15 protein-coding genes are annotated in these 16,567 nt (G+C 49.0%); 8 read left to right on the top strand and 7 right to left on the bottom strand.

Features of this window, described 5'->3' with window-relative positions; all coding sequences use genetic code 11:
- Positions 1-75 precede the first annotated feature (75 nt).
- Positions 76-1,485, top strand: coding sequence for a 30S ribosomal protein S12 methylthiotransferase RimO (gene rimO / locus AOT11_RS17305; protein WP_017421740.1), 1,410 nt, complete (start codon positions 76-78; stop codon positions 1,483-1,485).
- 88 nt (positions 1,486-1,573) lie between these two features.
- On the opposite strand, the gene AOT11_RS17300 is transcribed toward rimO, so the two are convergent.
- The gene (locus AOT11_RS17300; protein ID WP_017421741.1) at positions 1,574-2,161 is read right to left on the bottom strand and encodes a LysE family translocator; all 588 of its coding nucleotides are present in this window, start codon (positions 2,159-2,161) and stop codon (positions 1,574-1,576) included.
- Positions 2,162-2,282: 121 nt separating this feature from the next.
- On the opposite strand from AOT11_RS17300, the gene AOT11_RS17295 reads away from it, so the two are divergent.
- Complete coding sequence (locus AOT11_RS17295) at positions 2,283-2,723, top strand: Lrp/AsnC family transcriptional regulator (protein ID WP_026050595.1); 441 nt, start codon at positions 2,283-2,285, stop codon at positions 2,721-2,723.
- Here the strand turns inward: AOT11_RS17295 and AOT11_RS17290 are convergent.
- Complete coding sequence (locus tag AOT11_RS17290; protein WP_017421743.1) at positions 2,720-3,907, bottom strand: hypothetical protein; 1,188 nt, start codon at positions 3,905-3,907, stop codon at positions 2,720-2,722. The genes AOT11_RS17295 and AOT11_RS17290 overlap by 4 nt on opposite strands.
- An 84-nt stretch (positions 3,908-3,991) precedes the next feature.
- Positions 3,992-4,630 (bottom strand): pyroglutamyl-peptidase I, encoded by a 639-nt coding sequence (gene pcp / locus AOT11_RS17285; protein WP_017421744.1) that lies wholly within the window; start codon positions 4,628-4,630, stop codon positions 3,992-3,994.
- A 432-nt stretch (positions 4,631-5,062) separates the two neighbouring features.
- Here pcp and AOT11_RS17280 point away from each other — a divergent pair, with 432 nt between their 5' ends.
- The 3 genes from AOT11_RS17280 to AOT11_RS17275 all read left to right on the top strand — a co-directional run bounded on the left by AOT11_RS17280 (position 5,063) and on the right by AOT11_RS17275 (position 7,196).
- A complete protein-coding gene (locus AOT11_RS17280; RefSeq protein WP_026050594.1) occupies positions 5,063-6,244 on the top strand; it encodes a lytic polysaccharide monooxygenase in 1,182 nt (393 codons plus the stop codon).
- A gap of 195 nt (positions 6,245-6,439) precedes the next feature.
- Positions 6,440-6,595 (top strand): hypothetical protein, encoded by a 156-nt coding sequence (locus tag AOT11_RS23630; protein WP_017421746.1) that lies wholly within the window; start codon positions 6,440-6,442, stop codon positions 6,593-6,595.
- Positions 6,585-7,196 (top strand): Fic/DOC family protein, encoded by a 612-nt coding sequence (locus AOT11_RS17275; protein ID WP_017421747.1) that lies wholly within the window; start codon positions 6,585-6,587, stop codon positions 7,194-7,196. Before AOT11_RS23630 ends, AOT11_RS17275 begins: the two co-directional genes overlap by 11 nt.
- Positions 7,197-7,277: 81 nt before the next feature.
- Here AOT11_RS17275 and AOT11_RS17270 read toward each other — a convergent pair whose 3' ends face one another.
- A complete protein-coding gene (locus AOT11_RS17270) occupies positions 7,278-7,880 on the bottom strand; it encodes an HAD family hydrolase (protein WP_026050593.1) in 603 nt (200 codons plus the stop codon).
- Between the two features lie 214 nt (positions 7,881-8,094).
- Between AOT11_RS17270 and AOT11_RS17265 the strand changes: the two genes are divergently transcribed.
- Positions 8,095-9,717: a methyl-accepting chemotaxis protein gene (locus AOT11_RS17265; protein ID WP_017421749.1), complete on the top strand. Its 1,623-nt coding sequence runs from the start codon at positions 8,095-8,097 to the stop codon at positions 9,715-9,717.
- 118 nt (positions 9,718-9,835) lie between these two features.
- Here the strand turns inward: AOT11_RS17265 and AOT11_RS17260 are convergent, their stop codons facing one another.
- The gene (locus AOT11_RS17260) at positions 9,836-10,381 is read right to left on the bottom strand and encodes a hypothetical protein (RefSeq protein ID WP_017421750.1); all 546 of its coding nucleotides are present in this window, start codon (positions 10,379-10,381) and stop codon (positions 9,836-9,838) included.
- Between the two features lie 295 nt (positions 10,382-10,676).
- On the opposite strand from AOT11_RS17260, the gene AOT11_RS17255 reads away from it, so the two are divergent.
- Positions 10,677-12,104 carry an NAD-dependent succinate-semialdehyde dehydrogenase gene (locus AOT11_RS17255; RefSeq protein WP_017421751.1) on the top strand — a complete coding sequence of 476 codons (1,428 nt, stop codon included), beginning with the start codon at positions 10,677-10,679 and terminating at the stop codon, positions 12,102-12,104.
- Between the two features lie 153 nt (positions 12,105-12,257).
- The gene (yghU, locus tag AOT11_RS17250) at positions 12,258-13,115 is read left to right on the top strand and encodes a glutathione-dependent disulfide-bond oxidoreductase (protein ID WP_017421752.1); all 858 of its coding nucleotides are present in this window, start codon (positions 12,258-12,260) and stop codon (positions 13,113-13,115) included.
- Between the two features lie 137 nt (positions 13,116-13,252).
- On the opposite strand, the gene AOT11_RS17245 is transcribed toward yghU, so the two are convergent.
- Together AOT11_RS17245 and AOT11_RS17240 are read right to left on the bottom strand one after the other, a co-directional pair.
- Complete coding sequence (locus tag AOT11_RS17245; RefSeq protein ID WP_017421753.1) at positions 13,253-14,578, bottom strand: HD-GYP domain-containing protein; 1,326 nt, start codon at positions 14,576-14,578, stop codon at positions 13,253-13,255.
- A gap of 143 nt (positions 14,579-14,721) precedes the next feature.
- Positions 14,722-16,530 carry a Na/Pi cotransporter family protein gene (locus AOT11_RS17240; RefSeq protein ID WP_017421754.1) on the bottom strand — a complete coding sequence of 603 codons (1,809 nt, stop codon included), beginning with the start codon at positions 16,528-16,530 and terminating at the stop codon, positions 14,722-14,724.
- Positions 16,531-16,567 lie beyond the last annotated feature (37 nt).

Below are 16,567 nucleotides of genomic sequence, written 5' to 3'. Positions count from 1 at the left end.
GATTTTTCACCAGCAAACAGTGGCGATTCGATCACTGATGACTGGCACCAATCAACACTGGAAGCAAAGCAAGTAATGACAGTTCAAACGTTTACGCCAAACCAAACCACGACGTTGGATACGGCCAAAAAAACCATCGAGCAACAGAGCCAAGAGTTAACGCCAAGCGGCGGCAACAAAATCGGTTTCGTCTCATTAGGTTGTCCCAAAAACCTCGTTGATTCTGAACGAATCCTGACGCAACTTCGCACCGAAGGCTATGACATCGTCAACAGCTACCACGATTCGGACGTGGTGATCGTCAACACTTGTGGCTTTATTGATAGTGCGGTTCAAGAGTCGCTCGACACCATTGGCGAAGCGCTAAAAGAGAACGGCAAAGTGATCGTGACCGGTTGCTTGGGCGCGCGTGAAGATGAAATTCGCGAAGTGCACCCTGGCGTTTTAGGCATTACGGGTCCACATGCGTATGAAAACGTGTTAGAGCACGTGCATCAGTTTGCACCAAAGCCAGAGCACAACCCGTTTACCAGCCTCGTGCCTGATCACGGCGTGAAGCTGACGCCAAAACACTATGCGTACCTAAAAATATCGGAAGGCTGCAACCACCGTTGTACCTTCTGCATCATCCCGTCGATGCGTGGTGACTTGGTCAGCCGCCCGGTGGGAGAAATCCTCAGTGAAGCCGAACGCCTGAAAAACGCAGGGGTGAAAGAGCTATTGGTGATCAGCCAAGACACCAGTGCCTACGGTGTGGACAGCAAGCACAGCCTTGGTTTTGCTAACGGTTCACCTGTGCGTCAAAACATCAAAGCGCTGAGTGAAGAGCTGGGCAAAATGGGCATTTGGGTGCGCTTGCACTACGTTTATCCCTATCCACACGTTGATGATCTGATCCCGCTGATGGCGGAAGGAAAAATCTTGCCTTACTTGGATATTCCATTCCAGCACGCCAGCCCGAACGTACTCAAAGCGATGAAGCGCCCTGGCCGTGCGGAACGCACGCTCGATCAAATCAAAAAATGGCGTGAGATCTGTCCTGAGTTGGTGATTCGCTCAACCTTTATCGTTGGTTTCCCAGGCGAGACGGATGAAGATTTCGAGATGCTGCTAGAGTGGCTAAAAGAAGCGCAATTGGATCGCGTGGGCTGTTTCAAATATTCGCCAGTAGAAGGCGCGGCTGCAAACGACATTGACGATCAGATTTCGGAAGAAGTGAAGCAAGAGCGTTTTGATCGTTTCATGCTGGTTCAACAAGAAATCAGCGCAGCGAAGCTGCAAAAACGCATTGGCAGCACCATGAAAGTGATCATCGATGAAGTGGACGAAGAAGGCGCGATTGGCCGCAGCTACGCGGATGCCCCAGAAATCGATGGTTTAGTTTACCTCAACGGTGAAACCAGTCTCAAAGCGGGTGAGTTAGTGGACGTGCTTATCGAGCACGCTGACGAATACGACCTGTGGGGCGCGTTGGTTCGCGCCTAACTTCACGCCTAACTTCACCGTGTTAAGTCACACCGACAAAGAGCCGATGATTCGGCTCTTTGTTTTTTCTGTCACTCTCTTTCTACGGCTAGTTGAGCATTGGTAACGTTGATAACAATAGCAGCAACGCCATGCTGATATTAAAGCACCTTACTCGGGTATGCGTGGTGAGCCAGCGCTGTAACTGAGTTCCAGCGGAGGTCCAAAAGCTGACCGAAGGCAGATTGGCCAAGATGAATACCCCAGCGATCAAAGCCAATTCCCACCATTGACTCCCCGTGCTGTAAACGCTGACTGCCGTCAGCGCCATGGTCCAGCCTTTTGGGTTCACCCACTGAAAACTTGCCGCTTGCAAAAAACTCATCGGCTTAAAATCTTTTCGCTCACTGGCTTTGCCGCTGAAGGCAATCTTCGCCGCCAGATAAACCAAATAGCTCAAACTGAGGTACTTAAGAATTTGGTGCGAGAGTGGGTAGCTGTGAAACAGCCCCATCAAACCCACACCAATGAGCATCACCATCACCGCAAAGCCAAGCGTAATACCGAGCATGTGCGGAATGGTACGAACAAATCCGACATTAGCGCCGGATGTCATCAACATAATGTTGTTGGGACCGGGGGTAAACGTTGATACAAAGGCAAACAGCGCCAAGGCGCTAAGCTGAGACAGCTCCATTTTTCTCTCCTACACGTTGATAATTGTTTTCTGACCGGTCAACACAATCATAGGTAGTTATCATCGCAATTTTGTGCTTTTATTTGTTCACCAAACAAACAGTGCGCAAGAAAATTTCACCATGGATAGATTTGACGAAAAAATATTGCACGCCCTCAAGCGAGATGGCCGAATTTCCAATGTTGAGTTGTCAGAAAGAGTTGGGCTTTCCCCTTCTGCCACTTTGCGCCGCGTACAGGATCTAGAGCGAAAAGGGGTTATCAAGGGGTATCGTGCGGTATTGGACAGCAACCAATTGGGGATTGGTTTTGTTGCCTACGTGTCGATTGGTTTGGCATCGCACAGCAAAAAAGCGCAGCAAGAGTTTGAAGATCACGTCCGCTTCGTTGATGAAGTCGTCGAATGCCATAACATTACCGGTGCCAATGAGTATTTGTTACGGGTCGAAACCAAAGATCTCGTCGCGTATAAGAAATTTCACGCCGATGTGCTGGGGGAGTGCGAGCAGGTAAAATCCATCACCACCATGGTCGTGATGGATTCGCCGAAAGATGAGCGTTAGAGGTATTTCTCAGCCAATGCTTGCCATCTCTCTTCGCCGATAATGGCTTGCAGTTGGGTGATGATCTTAGCGTTGAACTCGGCTTCACGTCCCAACTCGATTTGCTGCCATTGATCCAGCGAAGATCCGTGGGTTTGCAGAGCCTGATCCAGCGCGTACCAAAACGCCGCGCCCTTGAAGTAAAACAGTGGATAGTATTGGCGGTTACCGTGCTCAAGCACTTGGTGCTCAGCCTCATACAGCCCTGTACCAGCAAATGGGTATTTCTGCGCAAATTGTTGCCACAGAGCCTCTGGTGACTCGAAAGTGATCTCGGTGTTCATCAGAGACTTGAGGGCGTAGTACTCTGCCAAGCTTTCTGATTTCCAAAGAGAATTTTTCCGCTTATCCATATAGTGAATCGACTCGTGCGCGGAAATTTTGAGCAAGAGCTGCAACGACTCATCGGTCAGTTCCCCTTGGTCAAGTAAGCTGTTCACTAGCAGCATGTTAGTGCCTGCCGCGCCACCTAAACTTCCAGCGTTTTTGTCGCGTTTGAAGAACGCCAACTCCCAACCCGCCATGTTTGATTGAGGAAAAACACGGTGTAGATAGGACAACTGCTTCTGCATCGTCGGCAGCCAGCGTTGCTGCGCGTCGATCACCTTGGCATCCTCGACATGGACACGAACGTGCTGACCAGAGATAGGGATTAGGGCGGTATCCATGCCCCAAACTAAAAAAAGTGGCGGAAGTGTTGGGTTGGGCAAGGTATAGCAGTGTTGGTCGGGCGTGCAAACTAAGGTGATGTCGGCTTGCGGGATACGAGGCAAGGTGTCGTATTCTGAGACGAAATACCACCCCTGTTGCGGTGAGTAGCTGTCGTTTTGATTCGACGGTTCAAACCCTTGATCGGGCACTTTCTCAGCCGTGGTTTGCCATTCAATTCTGTCGCACTCGACCTCGGTTCCATATTGAATGGAGGTGAAGCGTTCATCTTGTAAGCAAGAAAGCGCTGGTGGCATTGCTGATGTGAGGCTGCGAGGCGGTTCCACCGTAAATTTGCCCAAGTTGCGAGTATTGGCGCTAAAGCGCAACTGATCCTCAGAGGTTGGGCTGATGCGAATGTGATAGTTAACCTCGTTTGCCATAGTAAACGACGAAGCCAATACCGGTAGTGCAAAAACGAGTAAGCGTGTATGCATAAAGGGGTCATTCTCTTTTGCTTTGGAGACGCCTATATGACTGCACTGATTTCACTCTGTTCCCTTTGCATTGTCATTATTGCGTTAACAGATCGTGCCGCCCGTGAGTTTGGTGTCTTGTTCTGTTTCAAGACAGGTCATGATCATCATTTCCAAGCCACGTGCCAATGTCTCTAAACTCATACTCGGTTGATTAGAAGCAGAAGCTTGCTCTGGCAACAGAGGGATGTGGATAAATCCACTGCGAATGGGGCGTGCTTGCAAGTAGTGCTGAATGCCATAGAACAAATGGTTGCAGACAAATGTGCCAGCACTGTGGGAGAGCTGGCAAGGTATTCCCGCTTGTTGCAGCGCATGGGTGATCGCCTTCACTGGCAAAGTCGAAAAATAGGCCGCAGGGCCTGTTGCTATGATCGGCTCGTCCACTGGTTGATGACCGGCATTGTCTTCAATGCGATAGTCATCCAGATTAATCGCCACTCGCTCGGGTGTAATGGCTGCGCGGCCAGCAGCTTGACCAATCATGAACACCAACTCAGGCTCGTGTTGTTCAATGGCCTCGATGACGGTCGAGATAGATTGATGACGAACAACAGGCACTTGGCAGCCAATGATTTCTATGTTTGTCCGCTCTTTCTGAGTGAGTACCTTGACCAGTTCAAGGGAGGGATTGAGCGATTCGCCGCCAAACGGTTCAAATCCGGTGACTAGTATCTTGCGCATGGATAACTTCCTTAAAAAACCGCTTTGCACTATGCATCAAATCCGTCGGCTTGCCAACGAATCCTCTATAAACCCTGCAGACTCAATTTGAAGTGACTCGAAAATGTTTGTTGCACCGATCACCGTGCTACAAAACGTCTGGAAAGCAGGTAGCAAACTCGCGACAAAAACACCCGACAATTTGCCCTATCCACACGATGAAACAGACATCCTGCTAGCTTTATTACACCCGAATAAGATCGGGATTAGAGGTTCTGTTACCCAAACTACGGGGAGTTGCAGGTGGGCGGCCAGTGAGTGAATCCTTATGAGCATAGAATGGCTATGTGATAGGGGGGGAGCGAGCGTAGCCAACGCCGCGGTGACATCAAGTAGGAAGGGTATACTCTCCCGTATGCCGTAGAGGGAGTGACAATCACAAAAGGAAATAGGATGAAAAAAGCACTTTCTTTTTCGCTGGCTAGCGCCAGTGTTCTTGCCGCGTTAAGCACCTTTCAGGTTCAGGCTCATGGTTGGGTTGAATACCCAAGTGCCAGACAAAATACCTGTTATGAAGATGGCGGTTTTTGGACCAACGAGATCCCAAACCAAGCGTGTCAGGCGGCGTTTGATGCCTCTGGCGCTTACCCATTTGTGCAACGCAGTGAAATTGCCGCGAACGTACCAAATTACCGCGATATGGCGCATGTCAAAGCCATCGTTCCAAATGGCGAGCTTTGTTCTGCGGGTGATTCCGCCAAAGCCGGGTTAAACATCCCTTCACCCTATTGGCAGCGCACGTCAATCACACCAGATGCCAACAATCAAATCGAACTGGTGTTCTTTGGTAAAGCGCCGCACAACCCATCTTACTGGGAATTTTATTTAACTAAGCCGAGCTACGATGCGTCATTGCCGTTAACCTGGGATGATCTCGACTTGATTGATACAGCTGGGGACATCGTGGTGGATGAACAAAAACGCTACCGCATGAAAGTGACCTTCCCGGCGGATCGCAGTGGCGATGCCATTCTCTACACTCGTTGGCAGCGCATTGATGTGGTTGGCGAAGGTTTTTATAACTGCAGTGACATCACCTTGAGAAGTGGAGGCACTACGCCGCCAACAGACCCAACCGATCCACCAACGGAACCAGGTAACAACCTCAGCGTACTTGGCTATTTCGTACCACAAGGTTTTGGCCCTGTTGAATCCGGTGATACGGTTCGCTTGCGTACCTTTGACGCAACTGGTGCTGAGCTAGTGGACATCTCATTGGCTATTTCTGCCAACAACACCGGCACTTGGGCTGCGGAGCTGGCGGGGCAATTTAATGGCCAACAACATAAAGATTGGTACATCGGCATTTGGCACCAAGAGATGAACCACTACATGTACGACAGCAGCAATCTGTTTGCTAACCAAGTGCATGCACCTAGCGCTAACTTTAGCTACGCGCTTTCGTTGATCAAAGCGGATACCACGCCTCCAACGTTACCTACCAACGGTTGGAGCAAAGATAAAGTGTATGTCGCGGGTGATGTGGTTAGCCACAATGGCCGAGAATGGACTGCGCAATGGTGGACTACGGGTGAAGAGCCGGGGACGACTGGCGAGTGGGGCGTTTGGCGTTAAGCCATTGTTATGCTTCAACACTGAGGAGGCTGCGGCCTCCTTTTGGCTAAGAGAATCTCGTTTAAGCTGCGATGATTTGCGATTGTCTATGCCTTACTAGAGTTGAGCTTATAAATGGCATTGCGCTGCTGAATTTGCTAGTTATAGGTTTGAAAGCTAAAATGACGACATTAGACATGTTGTTAGAGTATCGCGATGAAAAATGATAAGAAAGAAGAGAGTACAACAGATACCGAGCGTCGTTTTGTACCTAAAGCGAGAAACTTTAAAGTTAGTGCGTCTTATGAAGGTCTTACTTCAAGCGGTAAGCAAAAAACATTGGAGGCACTAAAGCGGCAGTATGCGAGATAAGTACGGCGCAGAGCAGGATCATTATTGCTATCCAGATTCCAACACTCTTGTTAACTTGCTTGATATCCGTGATAGCGACGATTTAGACAAAGCAGAAGTTGCATTTTCTGAACTTAGGTATATCGAATATTCGAGTTCAGTGTTAACACTGGAAGAAATGGATATCACTCATTTTAAACACCTTCATTGGGTTCTTTTTCAGGATGTATATGGGTGGGCTGGAGAGTTTCGAGATGTTGATATAAGTAAAGGTAGTTCTCGTTTTGCTCATTGTGTTTTTATAGAGCGTAGTCTTGTAAAAGAGTTGGGACGTATTCCTCAGTTAAGGCATTGCAAGGATCGCATTTCAGCTGTACGGCTTATCGCTGATATCTTTTGTGAAATTAATGTTATTCACCCATTCCGAGAAGGCAATGGTCGGGCAACCCGTTTCTTTTTCGAAGAACTGGTTTTTATTGCTGGCTATGATATTAATTGGCCAGAGATATCAAAAGAAGAGTGGGTTGAGGCCAACATACAAGGCTTTTTGGGTAACACATCATTTCTTGAATCTATTTTTGATGCCGCAATCAGTGGTGATAAATATCACTCTACTAACTAATCGTATACTACGCATATCGAATGCTAGCTGGTTCGATTTTGCTTAGACTAAGTTGAACATTATTTCGACTCACCACATCATTCACCCCTCCGGCGCAACTCTTTCCCATTGAAAATACGCTTCGTCTGCCAACGCCAGCATTGGGCGATCTTCATCGGTATCGCCATAGGCATAAATGCGCGGGTATTGGTTGATATCGCAGTGCGCTTGGATTCTGGCTACTTTGCGCGTTTTGCTGCAATCGCCATTGAGGTAGGTGCCAGTTAACGTGCCGTGGTGGATTTTCATTTCGCTGCAAAGCAGTTCAATACCTTGGGTTTTACACCAAGGCGCAAGGTAAAGGTCGAGTGAGGCAGAAACCAAGATAATACGGTCGCCTTTGGCTTGGTGCCACGCCAGTTTTTCCATCGCTTCCACTCGGAGGTAATGAGGAATCACCTCCGCTGAAAAATGCTCTCCCAGTTGGCGCAGTTGGTGGGCATTACGGCCACGAAAAGCCACCCAACTGGCAATCGGGCGCATCACATGTGCGGGCAACAGCTTGAGTTTGTACAGGGCATAAAACGGCATGATCGCGAGCCGACCTAGCCATTTTCGCTTGGGAGACGCAGAGTGTTTCAAAAAGAGCGAAAACATATCTTCATGAGTGATGGTGCCATCGAAATCAAACAGGGCGAGATGCATGCGAATACCTAAGCGAAGGGGATACCTGTTTATAGTGAGAGGCGATGAAAAGCGCAAGCGTTTCTGTTGTGTCATAGCAGTATCAATTTATTTTATGAGTTTGAGTCACTCCTGACTCAAATATAAATTGAGCAGAAATTAAACTTTTATATCAGTCATAGAATGGAAAATGGCTTTTCCAGACAATATGCCTAAACAGTAATTAGGTAATGATATGAAAATTCAACACAAGCTGACGATTCCCGTTGGCATTATTTTACTGACGTTTTTAGTCGTCTCATTTATTAATTATTCCTTATCCGAGAAACAAGCCAAAATAGCCGACGATATTAATAACGGTATGTATCCGGTGGTGATGAGCTTAGAAGATGCCTATCGAGACTTATACCAGTCGAGCAATGCGGTGCAAGGTTGGCTGCTGGCTTCATCGCAGGATGAAAAGAACTACCATCTCGGGGAATTTAAAGAAAATGCCTACAAAGCCATTCCGCGAATGAAGAAAGTACAGCAATTAATTGATGCGCAGCTCATTCCTCGCGCAATGCAAGGGGAGCTTAATAGGTTGGTGAAAATAACGCAGAGTTGGATCGGATTGTATGAACCGATATTTAATCAGCCTGATTTAGCGGAGCATTATTACGCCAACAATCAGCAAAACATTCACGATGAGTTTGTGCTGATGCGTGCTCAACTCAAAACCCTGAGTAATGCCATTGATGATGAGTTGATGTTGCTCAATCAGCAATATGTTGAACGCCAGAACTTTGTCGACAACGTGATCCTCATTGGTCTGGCGGCGGTGGTGATCAGCGTGTCGTTTGCCTACTGGGTGATTCAGCGTTTTGTGATGAAGCCGATGTGTCAAATTCAGGTGGCGATGCGCGATATTGCCGAGGGGGAAGGGGATCTTTCTCGCCGTATCGACATTAGCAGCCACGATGAGTTGGGCGAGCTCGCGCACTCCTTTAACCAATTTACCAGCCGCATTCACAACACCATTGGAGAGGTGGTGGCGGCAACGCAAAGCGTGCGCAGTGACATGCATTTGATTTTGCAATCGACACAGCAAATCAGCCAGTTTTCTCATGGGCAGCAACAAGAAAGCCACACCGTGGCTGCTGCAGTGAATGAAATGCAGGCGACCAGTCAATCCGTGAGTGATAGCGCAGGTGAAGCGGCGCAGTCGAGCTCCCTTGCGAGTGAGCAGGTAGAGCAAGCTCAGCACACGGTGCAACAAACGGTGGAATCGATCGAGCATTTGTCGGATGAAATTGAAAGTGCGACGCAAGTGATTCACCGACTGGACTCCCAGGTAAGTAACATCGCTTCGGTGCTTGATGTGATTCGTGGCATTGCCGACCAAACCAATCTGTTGGCACTCAACGCGGCGATCGAAGCGGCGCGGGCGGGAGAGCAAGGGCGAGGTTTTGCGGTAGTCGCGGATGAAGTGCGCTCTCTTGCCAGTCGAACTTCTGACAGTACGGGTGAAATACAAGCGATGATAGAACGCTTGCAGCAAGGCGCTCAGGAGGCGGTCGTGGTGATGTCACGCAGCGCCAATAGCCGTGAAGAAACGCTACATCGAGCGAGCAACGCGACCGATTCATTAGGCCAAATTGGGGCTTCCATTGTGCATATGAACGACATGAACAGTCAGATTGCCTCTGCAGCGACTCAGCAAAGCGCCGTCAGCGCCGACATAAACCTGAATGTGCAGAACATTGCTGACAGTTCAAAACAGATGGTCAGTATGGTGGCGCAGGTGCAACAAGCCTGTGAGGGGCTCGATGAACAATGCGAACAGTTAGATACCCTGCTGGGAAGGTTTAAAATTTAGCGGTTTGTATTTTAGCGATTGATACTTTCCGTGACTGATATTTTTCGCGGTTGGTATGATCGCGAAAGGGCTGCGAGAGCAGTGGTGCGCAGCCCAATCCAAATTTCAAGTGCAAGGTTTATTCTGCGTTAGCGTAGTGATCAACGGCGAAGCTGAACATCACTTTGGTCATGAAAAACAGCGAACAAGCCAAAAGCCAAGGTTCTAATGGCAGAATCAGTAAGAGCAATAATCCGTAGCACAACAGGTTTGCTGCAATAAATAATTGAAACTTATGGCCTTTGAGCGAGTTGATAACCATCGCGGCAGCAATGGTGTTCCCCCAAATAATCCAAGCGCTCAGTAGTGAGCCTCCAAGCAACCACGCAATCGCGATGATATGAAAATGAATAGCGATGAAGGTGAATCGGCTACTCGGGCGAGCGGCGTAATATTGGTTGGTGCCTTTGGTGAAGTTGGCCACACAACCGGCCAAAACGTCGGCAATCAGCACGAAGCCAAGTGCTACTTTCCAGTTTAACTCCGCATTCATCGGCAAGTATAAGTGCCAATACACGATGGCAGTACCGACAAAAGCAAAGGCAAACACGCAGGCTATCTCCAAGGCTGATTGCTTTTCGCCAAAGACTTCATGCAGGGATTTGGGGATCTGAATATCAGCCATCAAGGGCTCCTTATCTATCGCGTTGTTCCCGTCTTCTTTCACTATTGGATATGGGCGTCTAAAAAAGCAACAGAGCGGAAAGTGTTACTTCAATTACTTGATTGAAGTTTGTGATAGCACACAGTTTAGGCGGCAATGGTTGGGTGAGTGCGTGAATCTTAGGTAAGGAGCTTGTGACACTACAAATAGTGACGATTCGGCGTATAGTATCTTCGCTTAGGCCCTCTATAATTGGGGCATCGACACTGAATGCCGTGCAGGTGTACGGCATTCCCACGCTCAATAGGAATCCAGTATGAATTCATTATTCAGGCAGCAATGTTATCTGCTCGGTGAATGGCGCAGCGCGCCGCAAACCATGACCATTACCAATCCTTTTAACGACGAAGTGATTGGTACGGTGCCGAATATGGGGGAAAAGGAGACCCAAGAGGTGATCGCGGGTGCAGACAAAGCGTTTCAGCAGTTTAAAGCACTCACGGCACAAGAACGGGCCAATCTACTGCATCGTTGGCATCAGTTGATCCTAGAACACAGCGATGAGTTGGCCCACATCATGACGTTAGAACAAGGTAAGCCATTGGCAGAAGCGAAGGGAGAAGTGCTTTATGCCGCCAGTTTTATTGAATGGTTTGCCGAAGAGGCACGCAGAGCCTATGGCACGCTCGTGCCGAGCCATAAAGCAAACGCCAAGATTTTGGTGACCAAAGAGCCGATCGGCGTGGTGGCTGCGATTACGCCTTGGAACTTCCCCGCGGCGATGATCACCCGCAAATGCGGCCCAGCGTTTGCAGCAGGTTGCCCGGTGATTTTAAAACCCGCGCCGGATACACCTTTCACCGCACTTGCACTGGCTGTGCTGGCAGAAAAAGCGGGTTTTCCTGCTGGGGTATTTAACGTGATCACCGGCGATGCGGTCGCGATTGGTGGCGAACTAACGAGTAACAAGCGCGTTCGTAAATTATCGTTCACGGGCTCAACGCCGGTAGGAAAACTGCTGATGCGTCAATCGGCAGACAACATCAAAAAGCTCTCTCTTGAACTGGGTGGCAATGCCCCGTTTATCGTCTTTGAAGATGCCGATTTGGATGCCGCCGTTGAAGGGGCAATGATCGCCAAATTCCGCAATGCTGGGCAAACTTGCGTCTGTGCAAACCGCCTTTATGTTCAGCGCTCGGTTTATTCTGAATTTTGTCAAAAACTGGTGGCGAAAGTCTCGGCGCTTAAAGTGGGCAACGGCTTTGACCAAGGCGTGCATATTGGCCCGTTAATCAACGATGCCGCAGTCGCTAAGGTGGTGCAACACGTCGAAGACGCCCAAAGCAAAGGGGCGCAAATTGAATGTGGTCAACTACCCACGGCAGGCAGTCGACTTGTGCAGCCTTTGGTGCTCAGTGGCGTGACGGATGAGATGCTGGTGGCGCAGGAAGAAACCTTTGGCCCAATGGCGCCACTATTTGTCTTTGATAGCGAAGAGGAAGTGCTGGAGCGTGCCAACAACACCGATTTTGGCCTTGCCGCGTACTTCTATACACAATCACTCTCACGAGCTTGGCGCGTGTCGGAAGCGCTTGAAGCGGGCATTGTCGGTATCAATGAAGGATTGATTTCCACCACGGTTGCGCCGTTTGGTGGCGTGAAAGAATCGGGCTTAGGGAGAGAAGGTTCATTCCTTGGCATGGATGATTACATGGAAAGTAAGTACATCCTGATGGGGTTATAAAAGGTGTGATTGAGGCGGGTACTGAGCTCAGAAAAGATATATAACCGATCGTTCTAGTTAAGACGAGTTTCGTTGGAAAGTATTCCTTTTAATTTGAGGTCTAAGGACTGATATTAAACAGGTAATTACCTCCAAACCAAAAAAGGACACATCATGGCAAATACCTATACTCCTCCAGCAGTCTGGACCATGAATGAAGAAAACGGCGGTCAGTGGGCGAGCATCAACCGTCCAGATTCGGGTGCGAGATTTGAACGCGAGCTGCCAGTTGGCTCACACCCACTCCAGCTTTACTCTATGGGTACACCCAATGGTCAGAAGGTGACCATCATGCTGGAGGAGTTGTTGGCTCTTGGCGTGAAAGAAGCCGAATACGATGCGCACATCATCAAAATTGGCGATGCGGATCAGTTTTCGTCGGGCTTTGTCGCGGTGAATCCCAACTCAAAAATTCCCGCCTTGGTTGACCGCTCCGCAGCTGAGCCAATCAATGTGTTTGAATCGGGCCATATTCTGGTTTATCTCGCCGAGAAGTTTGGCAAGTTGTTGCCTACAGATTTAGCGGCGCGTACTCAAGTCATGAACTGGCTATTCTGGCTGCAAGGTTCAGCGCCTTATCTTGGGGGCGGTTTTGGCCATTTCTACGCTTATGCGCCAGAGAAGTTTGAATACCCGATTAACCGCTTCACCATGGAAGCCAAGCGTCAATTAGACGTGCTGGATAAGCAATTGGCGAAACATCGTTACCTCGGTGGCGATGAATATTCGATTGCTGACATTGCCGTTTGGCCTTGGTATGGCAACCTTGTGCTGGGCAAACTGTACAATGCGGCTGAGTTTTTAGACGTGGCGAGCTACCAAAACGTGGTGCGTTGGGCGAAAGACATTGAACAACGTGACGCAGTAAAACGTGGCCGTATCGTCAATAAAACCTGGGGCGAATCGTGGGAGATGGTGGAAGAGCGCCACAGCGCCAGTGACATCGACCAAGCACTCGCAACGCAACCTTAAGCGCTCTGTCTTTCTCATCATTGAATTGGTGAGAGCAATCAACAGCAATAAGCCTCTCCTAGATTGGAGGGGCTTTTTATCGGTTTTCTTTTATCGATTTTGTTATGACGTTTTTATGGCTCTTCTTCGATGCATGTTTATTGCGAATATACGAGTGAGCTCGCTTCATCAACCGATGTTTCTCCCTCAGAGACCTTCAACGACAGCGCCGTACTCATGGCATAGCAGTGGTTTAAGTTCTGCTCGAGTTTTGCGTACACATCGCCATCCAATTGGTTTTGTTCCACCATTGGCCACATGATGTCGGTGATCTCTTGTGGCGACAACTTGCTTCGATAGGGACGGTTTTGCGACAGGGCTTGGAAAACATCGGCAATCGCAATGATGCGTGATGGCAAATCAAGTTGTTCAGCGCTCTTGTTGTACGGGTAGCCACTGCCATCGAGCCTTTCATGATGATTGGCCGCCCACTGGGCGATATTGGAATGAGGGAAAATCATATTGAGTGCGACGGCGGTATCAACGGTATGACGCTTAATGTGGATGTATTCGATCTCACTCAGTGGCCCTTCTTTGTGCAAGATGCTATCGGGCGTTCTCAACTTGCCAATGTCGTGCACCAAACCTGCAACGTAAATCAGCTTGCTGGTGGATTTGGGAAGGCCCATTTGCAGGGCTAAGTACTCACTTAACTCGGCCACTTTTAAGGAGTGTTGGTACGTAAACGGGCTTTTCGCATCGACGATGCCAGCAATAAAACGGCCCAGTTGAATCAGAGCGGAAATCGACAGATCTTGATGTAACCATTTCAATTGGCTAAAAGAGAACGGGACGGTTTCGATATGGGTTGAGTCCATCGCAAACCAAAAACCATCTCGGTGGATCAGTGTGACTAACGCGTCAACAAAGGTCGGGCAGAAGAGTGTGCCACGGTAAAAATACAGTTCCTCACTGATCGCCTTTTTGTACAAGGTGATGAGATCTGGTTGGGTATGACTTAAGTATTTGGCTCGCAAGAAGTCTAGCCGGTCGGCTAAGTAAATGAGCGCGGCGACATCTTTCTCATAGGGGCTGATTGGCGCGTGCTGCAAATGGAGCCAATCGGTATGGTGATAGAGAATGATGTTGGCAAACTGCGCCAGCATATCGCATTGTTCGAGGGCTTGAAAACCCACTCGGCAGTGCTGCTCGCTTTCGCTGGGGAGCATGTCGCTGATGAGATGCGAATGTTCTGCCGTCTGGGAGACGCCACAGTCGTGAATTAAGCCCGCTAAGAAGCTGAATTCTTGTTTCTTTTTCTCCCAACCAAGCAGTTTTGCACACTCATACGCGGTGTAAGCGACTCTATGGTTGTGGTGAAGATCGTCCATGCCGACATAATCTAAGGCACGTGCCACCCAGATCAACGCGTGTTTGAGATCCACGCAAAACGGTTCATGCATTGCAGGTTTGATCGCTTCCATTGTCGACTCCTAGACTGCTGACGTGCTTTAACACTAACGTTGCATTACTAATATGCACTCTCGTGCTTAAAGTTTAGTCGAGTTTCGTTGAGCCGTTGTCCTTCCGGCCAAATTCCCTTTTGAGCAAACACAAAACTGTGAGGCTAACCTTGCGTCGGGGTTGAAATATCACGCTGACGCAATTGCAGTTTAGAAATGCGTTTAGTAAGGGTATAAATGCGTTTGAGTGTTTCCACCCATTCCATTTCATAACGGAAAATCCGCAGGCGGTTGGGCTGCTCTTCCGATAAACGTTGCGCTTGGTGCGCCAACACCGCATCAATCAGCGAGTTCAGCTCGCGTTTGGCATTCAAGACTAGCTGAGCGGTAGCGGGGTCATCGCGGCGAATCGCGTTGACGCAATCGAGCAAGGTTCGGTTCACTTTGTCTTGCACCGTATCCAAGGTGGTGCGCATTTGTGGGCTGACCACAATATCGTCGTTGAGCGCCTTGTAAGCCAACGGGAGTAAGGAGTTCACCACCAAATCAGCGATGCTTTCCAATTGATCGGTGATGCTGATCAGTTTGATTTGTCGCGCGCTTTGCGCATCGGAGAGCGGCTCGCGGCGCAAGCGACCCAAATAAGACAGAATGGTGCTGTGCAGTTGATCAACTTCTTCTTCAATCAATTCGATCTGGTTAAGGCTTTCACGAACTAAGCTTGTTTCGTTGGCATCTTTACATTCTGGCGCGAGAGGGGGCAGCATGTTGAGCATATTACACACCCTTCTGCCAACTCGGCCGAGCTCGAGTTGCGCTTGATCTAACGCGATATCGGGCGTTGGCAAAAAGGCATCGTTGATGTACTTGGTTTGAATTGAGGCTTCGCTTTTTTCTGTTGACGTATGGGGCAAGAGTTTTCGAACCAGCCATACAAACACGCTGGCAAACGGAAGCATGATCAAGGTGTTTAACATATTAAACAGAGTGTTGGCATTGGCGATCTGGCGAGGTAACTCGGCGGCCATTCGCTCAGCACCCACGAGCTCAGGATGCAGGGGTGAGATAAACATCGCAAGTTCACTTAATATCCCGATGAGTGGCAGCCAAATAACCACACCCATGACATTAAAAATAATGTGGATGGCCGCCGCTTGTACCGCTTCTCTTGGTTTTCCAATCGAAGCCAACACGGCAGTGACGCAAGTACCGATATTGGCCCCCATTGCCAGTGCAATCCCAGTATCGAGTGGAATAAAACCTTGGCCAGCAAGCACAATCACAATCCCTGTGGTGGCAGATGAGGATTGGACCAAAGCCGTAAAGGCAGCGGCAATAAGGATTGCCAGCAACAAGTTATCCATGTGCGCCATCAAATCAATAAACGGCTGATAGCTTCGCAGCGGCGCCATCGCTTCGCTCATCAAGTTCATCCCAAGAAAGATCAAACCGAGGCCAAACAACATGTTGCCGTAGTGTTGGGTGGTTTCCTTTTTCGAAGTGAAAAACATCATAAAACCAATTGCGACCATCACTAATGCCGCCTTAGTGACTTTGAAGGCAATGATTTGCGCGGTGACCGTGGTGCCGATGTTGGCCCCCATGATGACACCGACCGCTTGCGGTAGCGACATTAATCCCGCAGAAATAAAACCGACCAGCAGCACCGTAGTGACCGACGAGGATTGAATGATCGCCGTAATGCCCGTGCCCGTCAGTACCCCTGCAACGCGGTTGGTGGTCAGTTTAGCCAGCCACTGTTTCATCTTATTGCCTGCGGCACGTTTAAGCGCATCCGACATTTTTTCCATGCCGTAGAGGAAAATCGCCAGCCCACCTAAAAGCCCGACCGTCATGGGCAGATAGTCGATTTCTTGCGCGCCAGTGTCGGCCAAAATAGGGAAGGATGGGAATAAAGCCAGCACAAACAGTGCTGAGCGCAGAAAGGCAAAAAAACGGCTCAAAATCATCATAGCGACCACTCTAATTGTTTTAATTATCACTAATAAG

The sequence above is a fragment of the Vibrio vulnificus NBRC 15645 = ATCC 27562 genome (assembly GCF_002224265.1).
In the GTDB taxonomy this organism is placed as follows: Bacteria; Pseudomonadota; Gammaproteobacteria; order Enterobacterales; family Vibrionaceae; genus Vibrio; species Vibrio vulnificus.
This window is presented reverse-complemented; position numbering and strand designations above follow the sequence as displayed.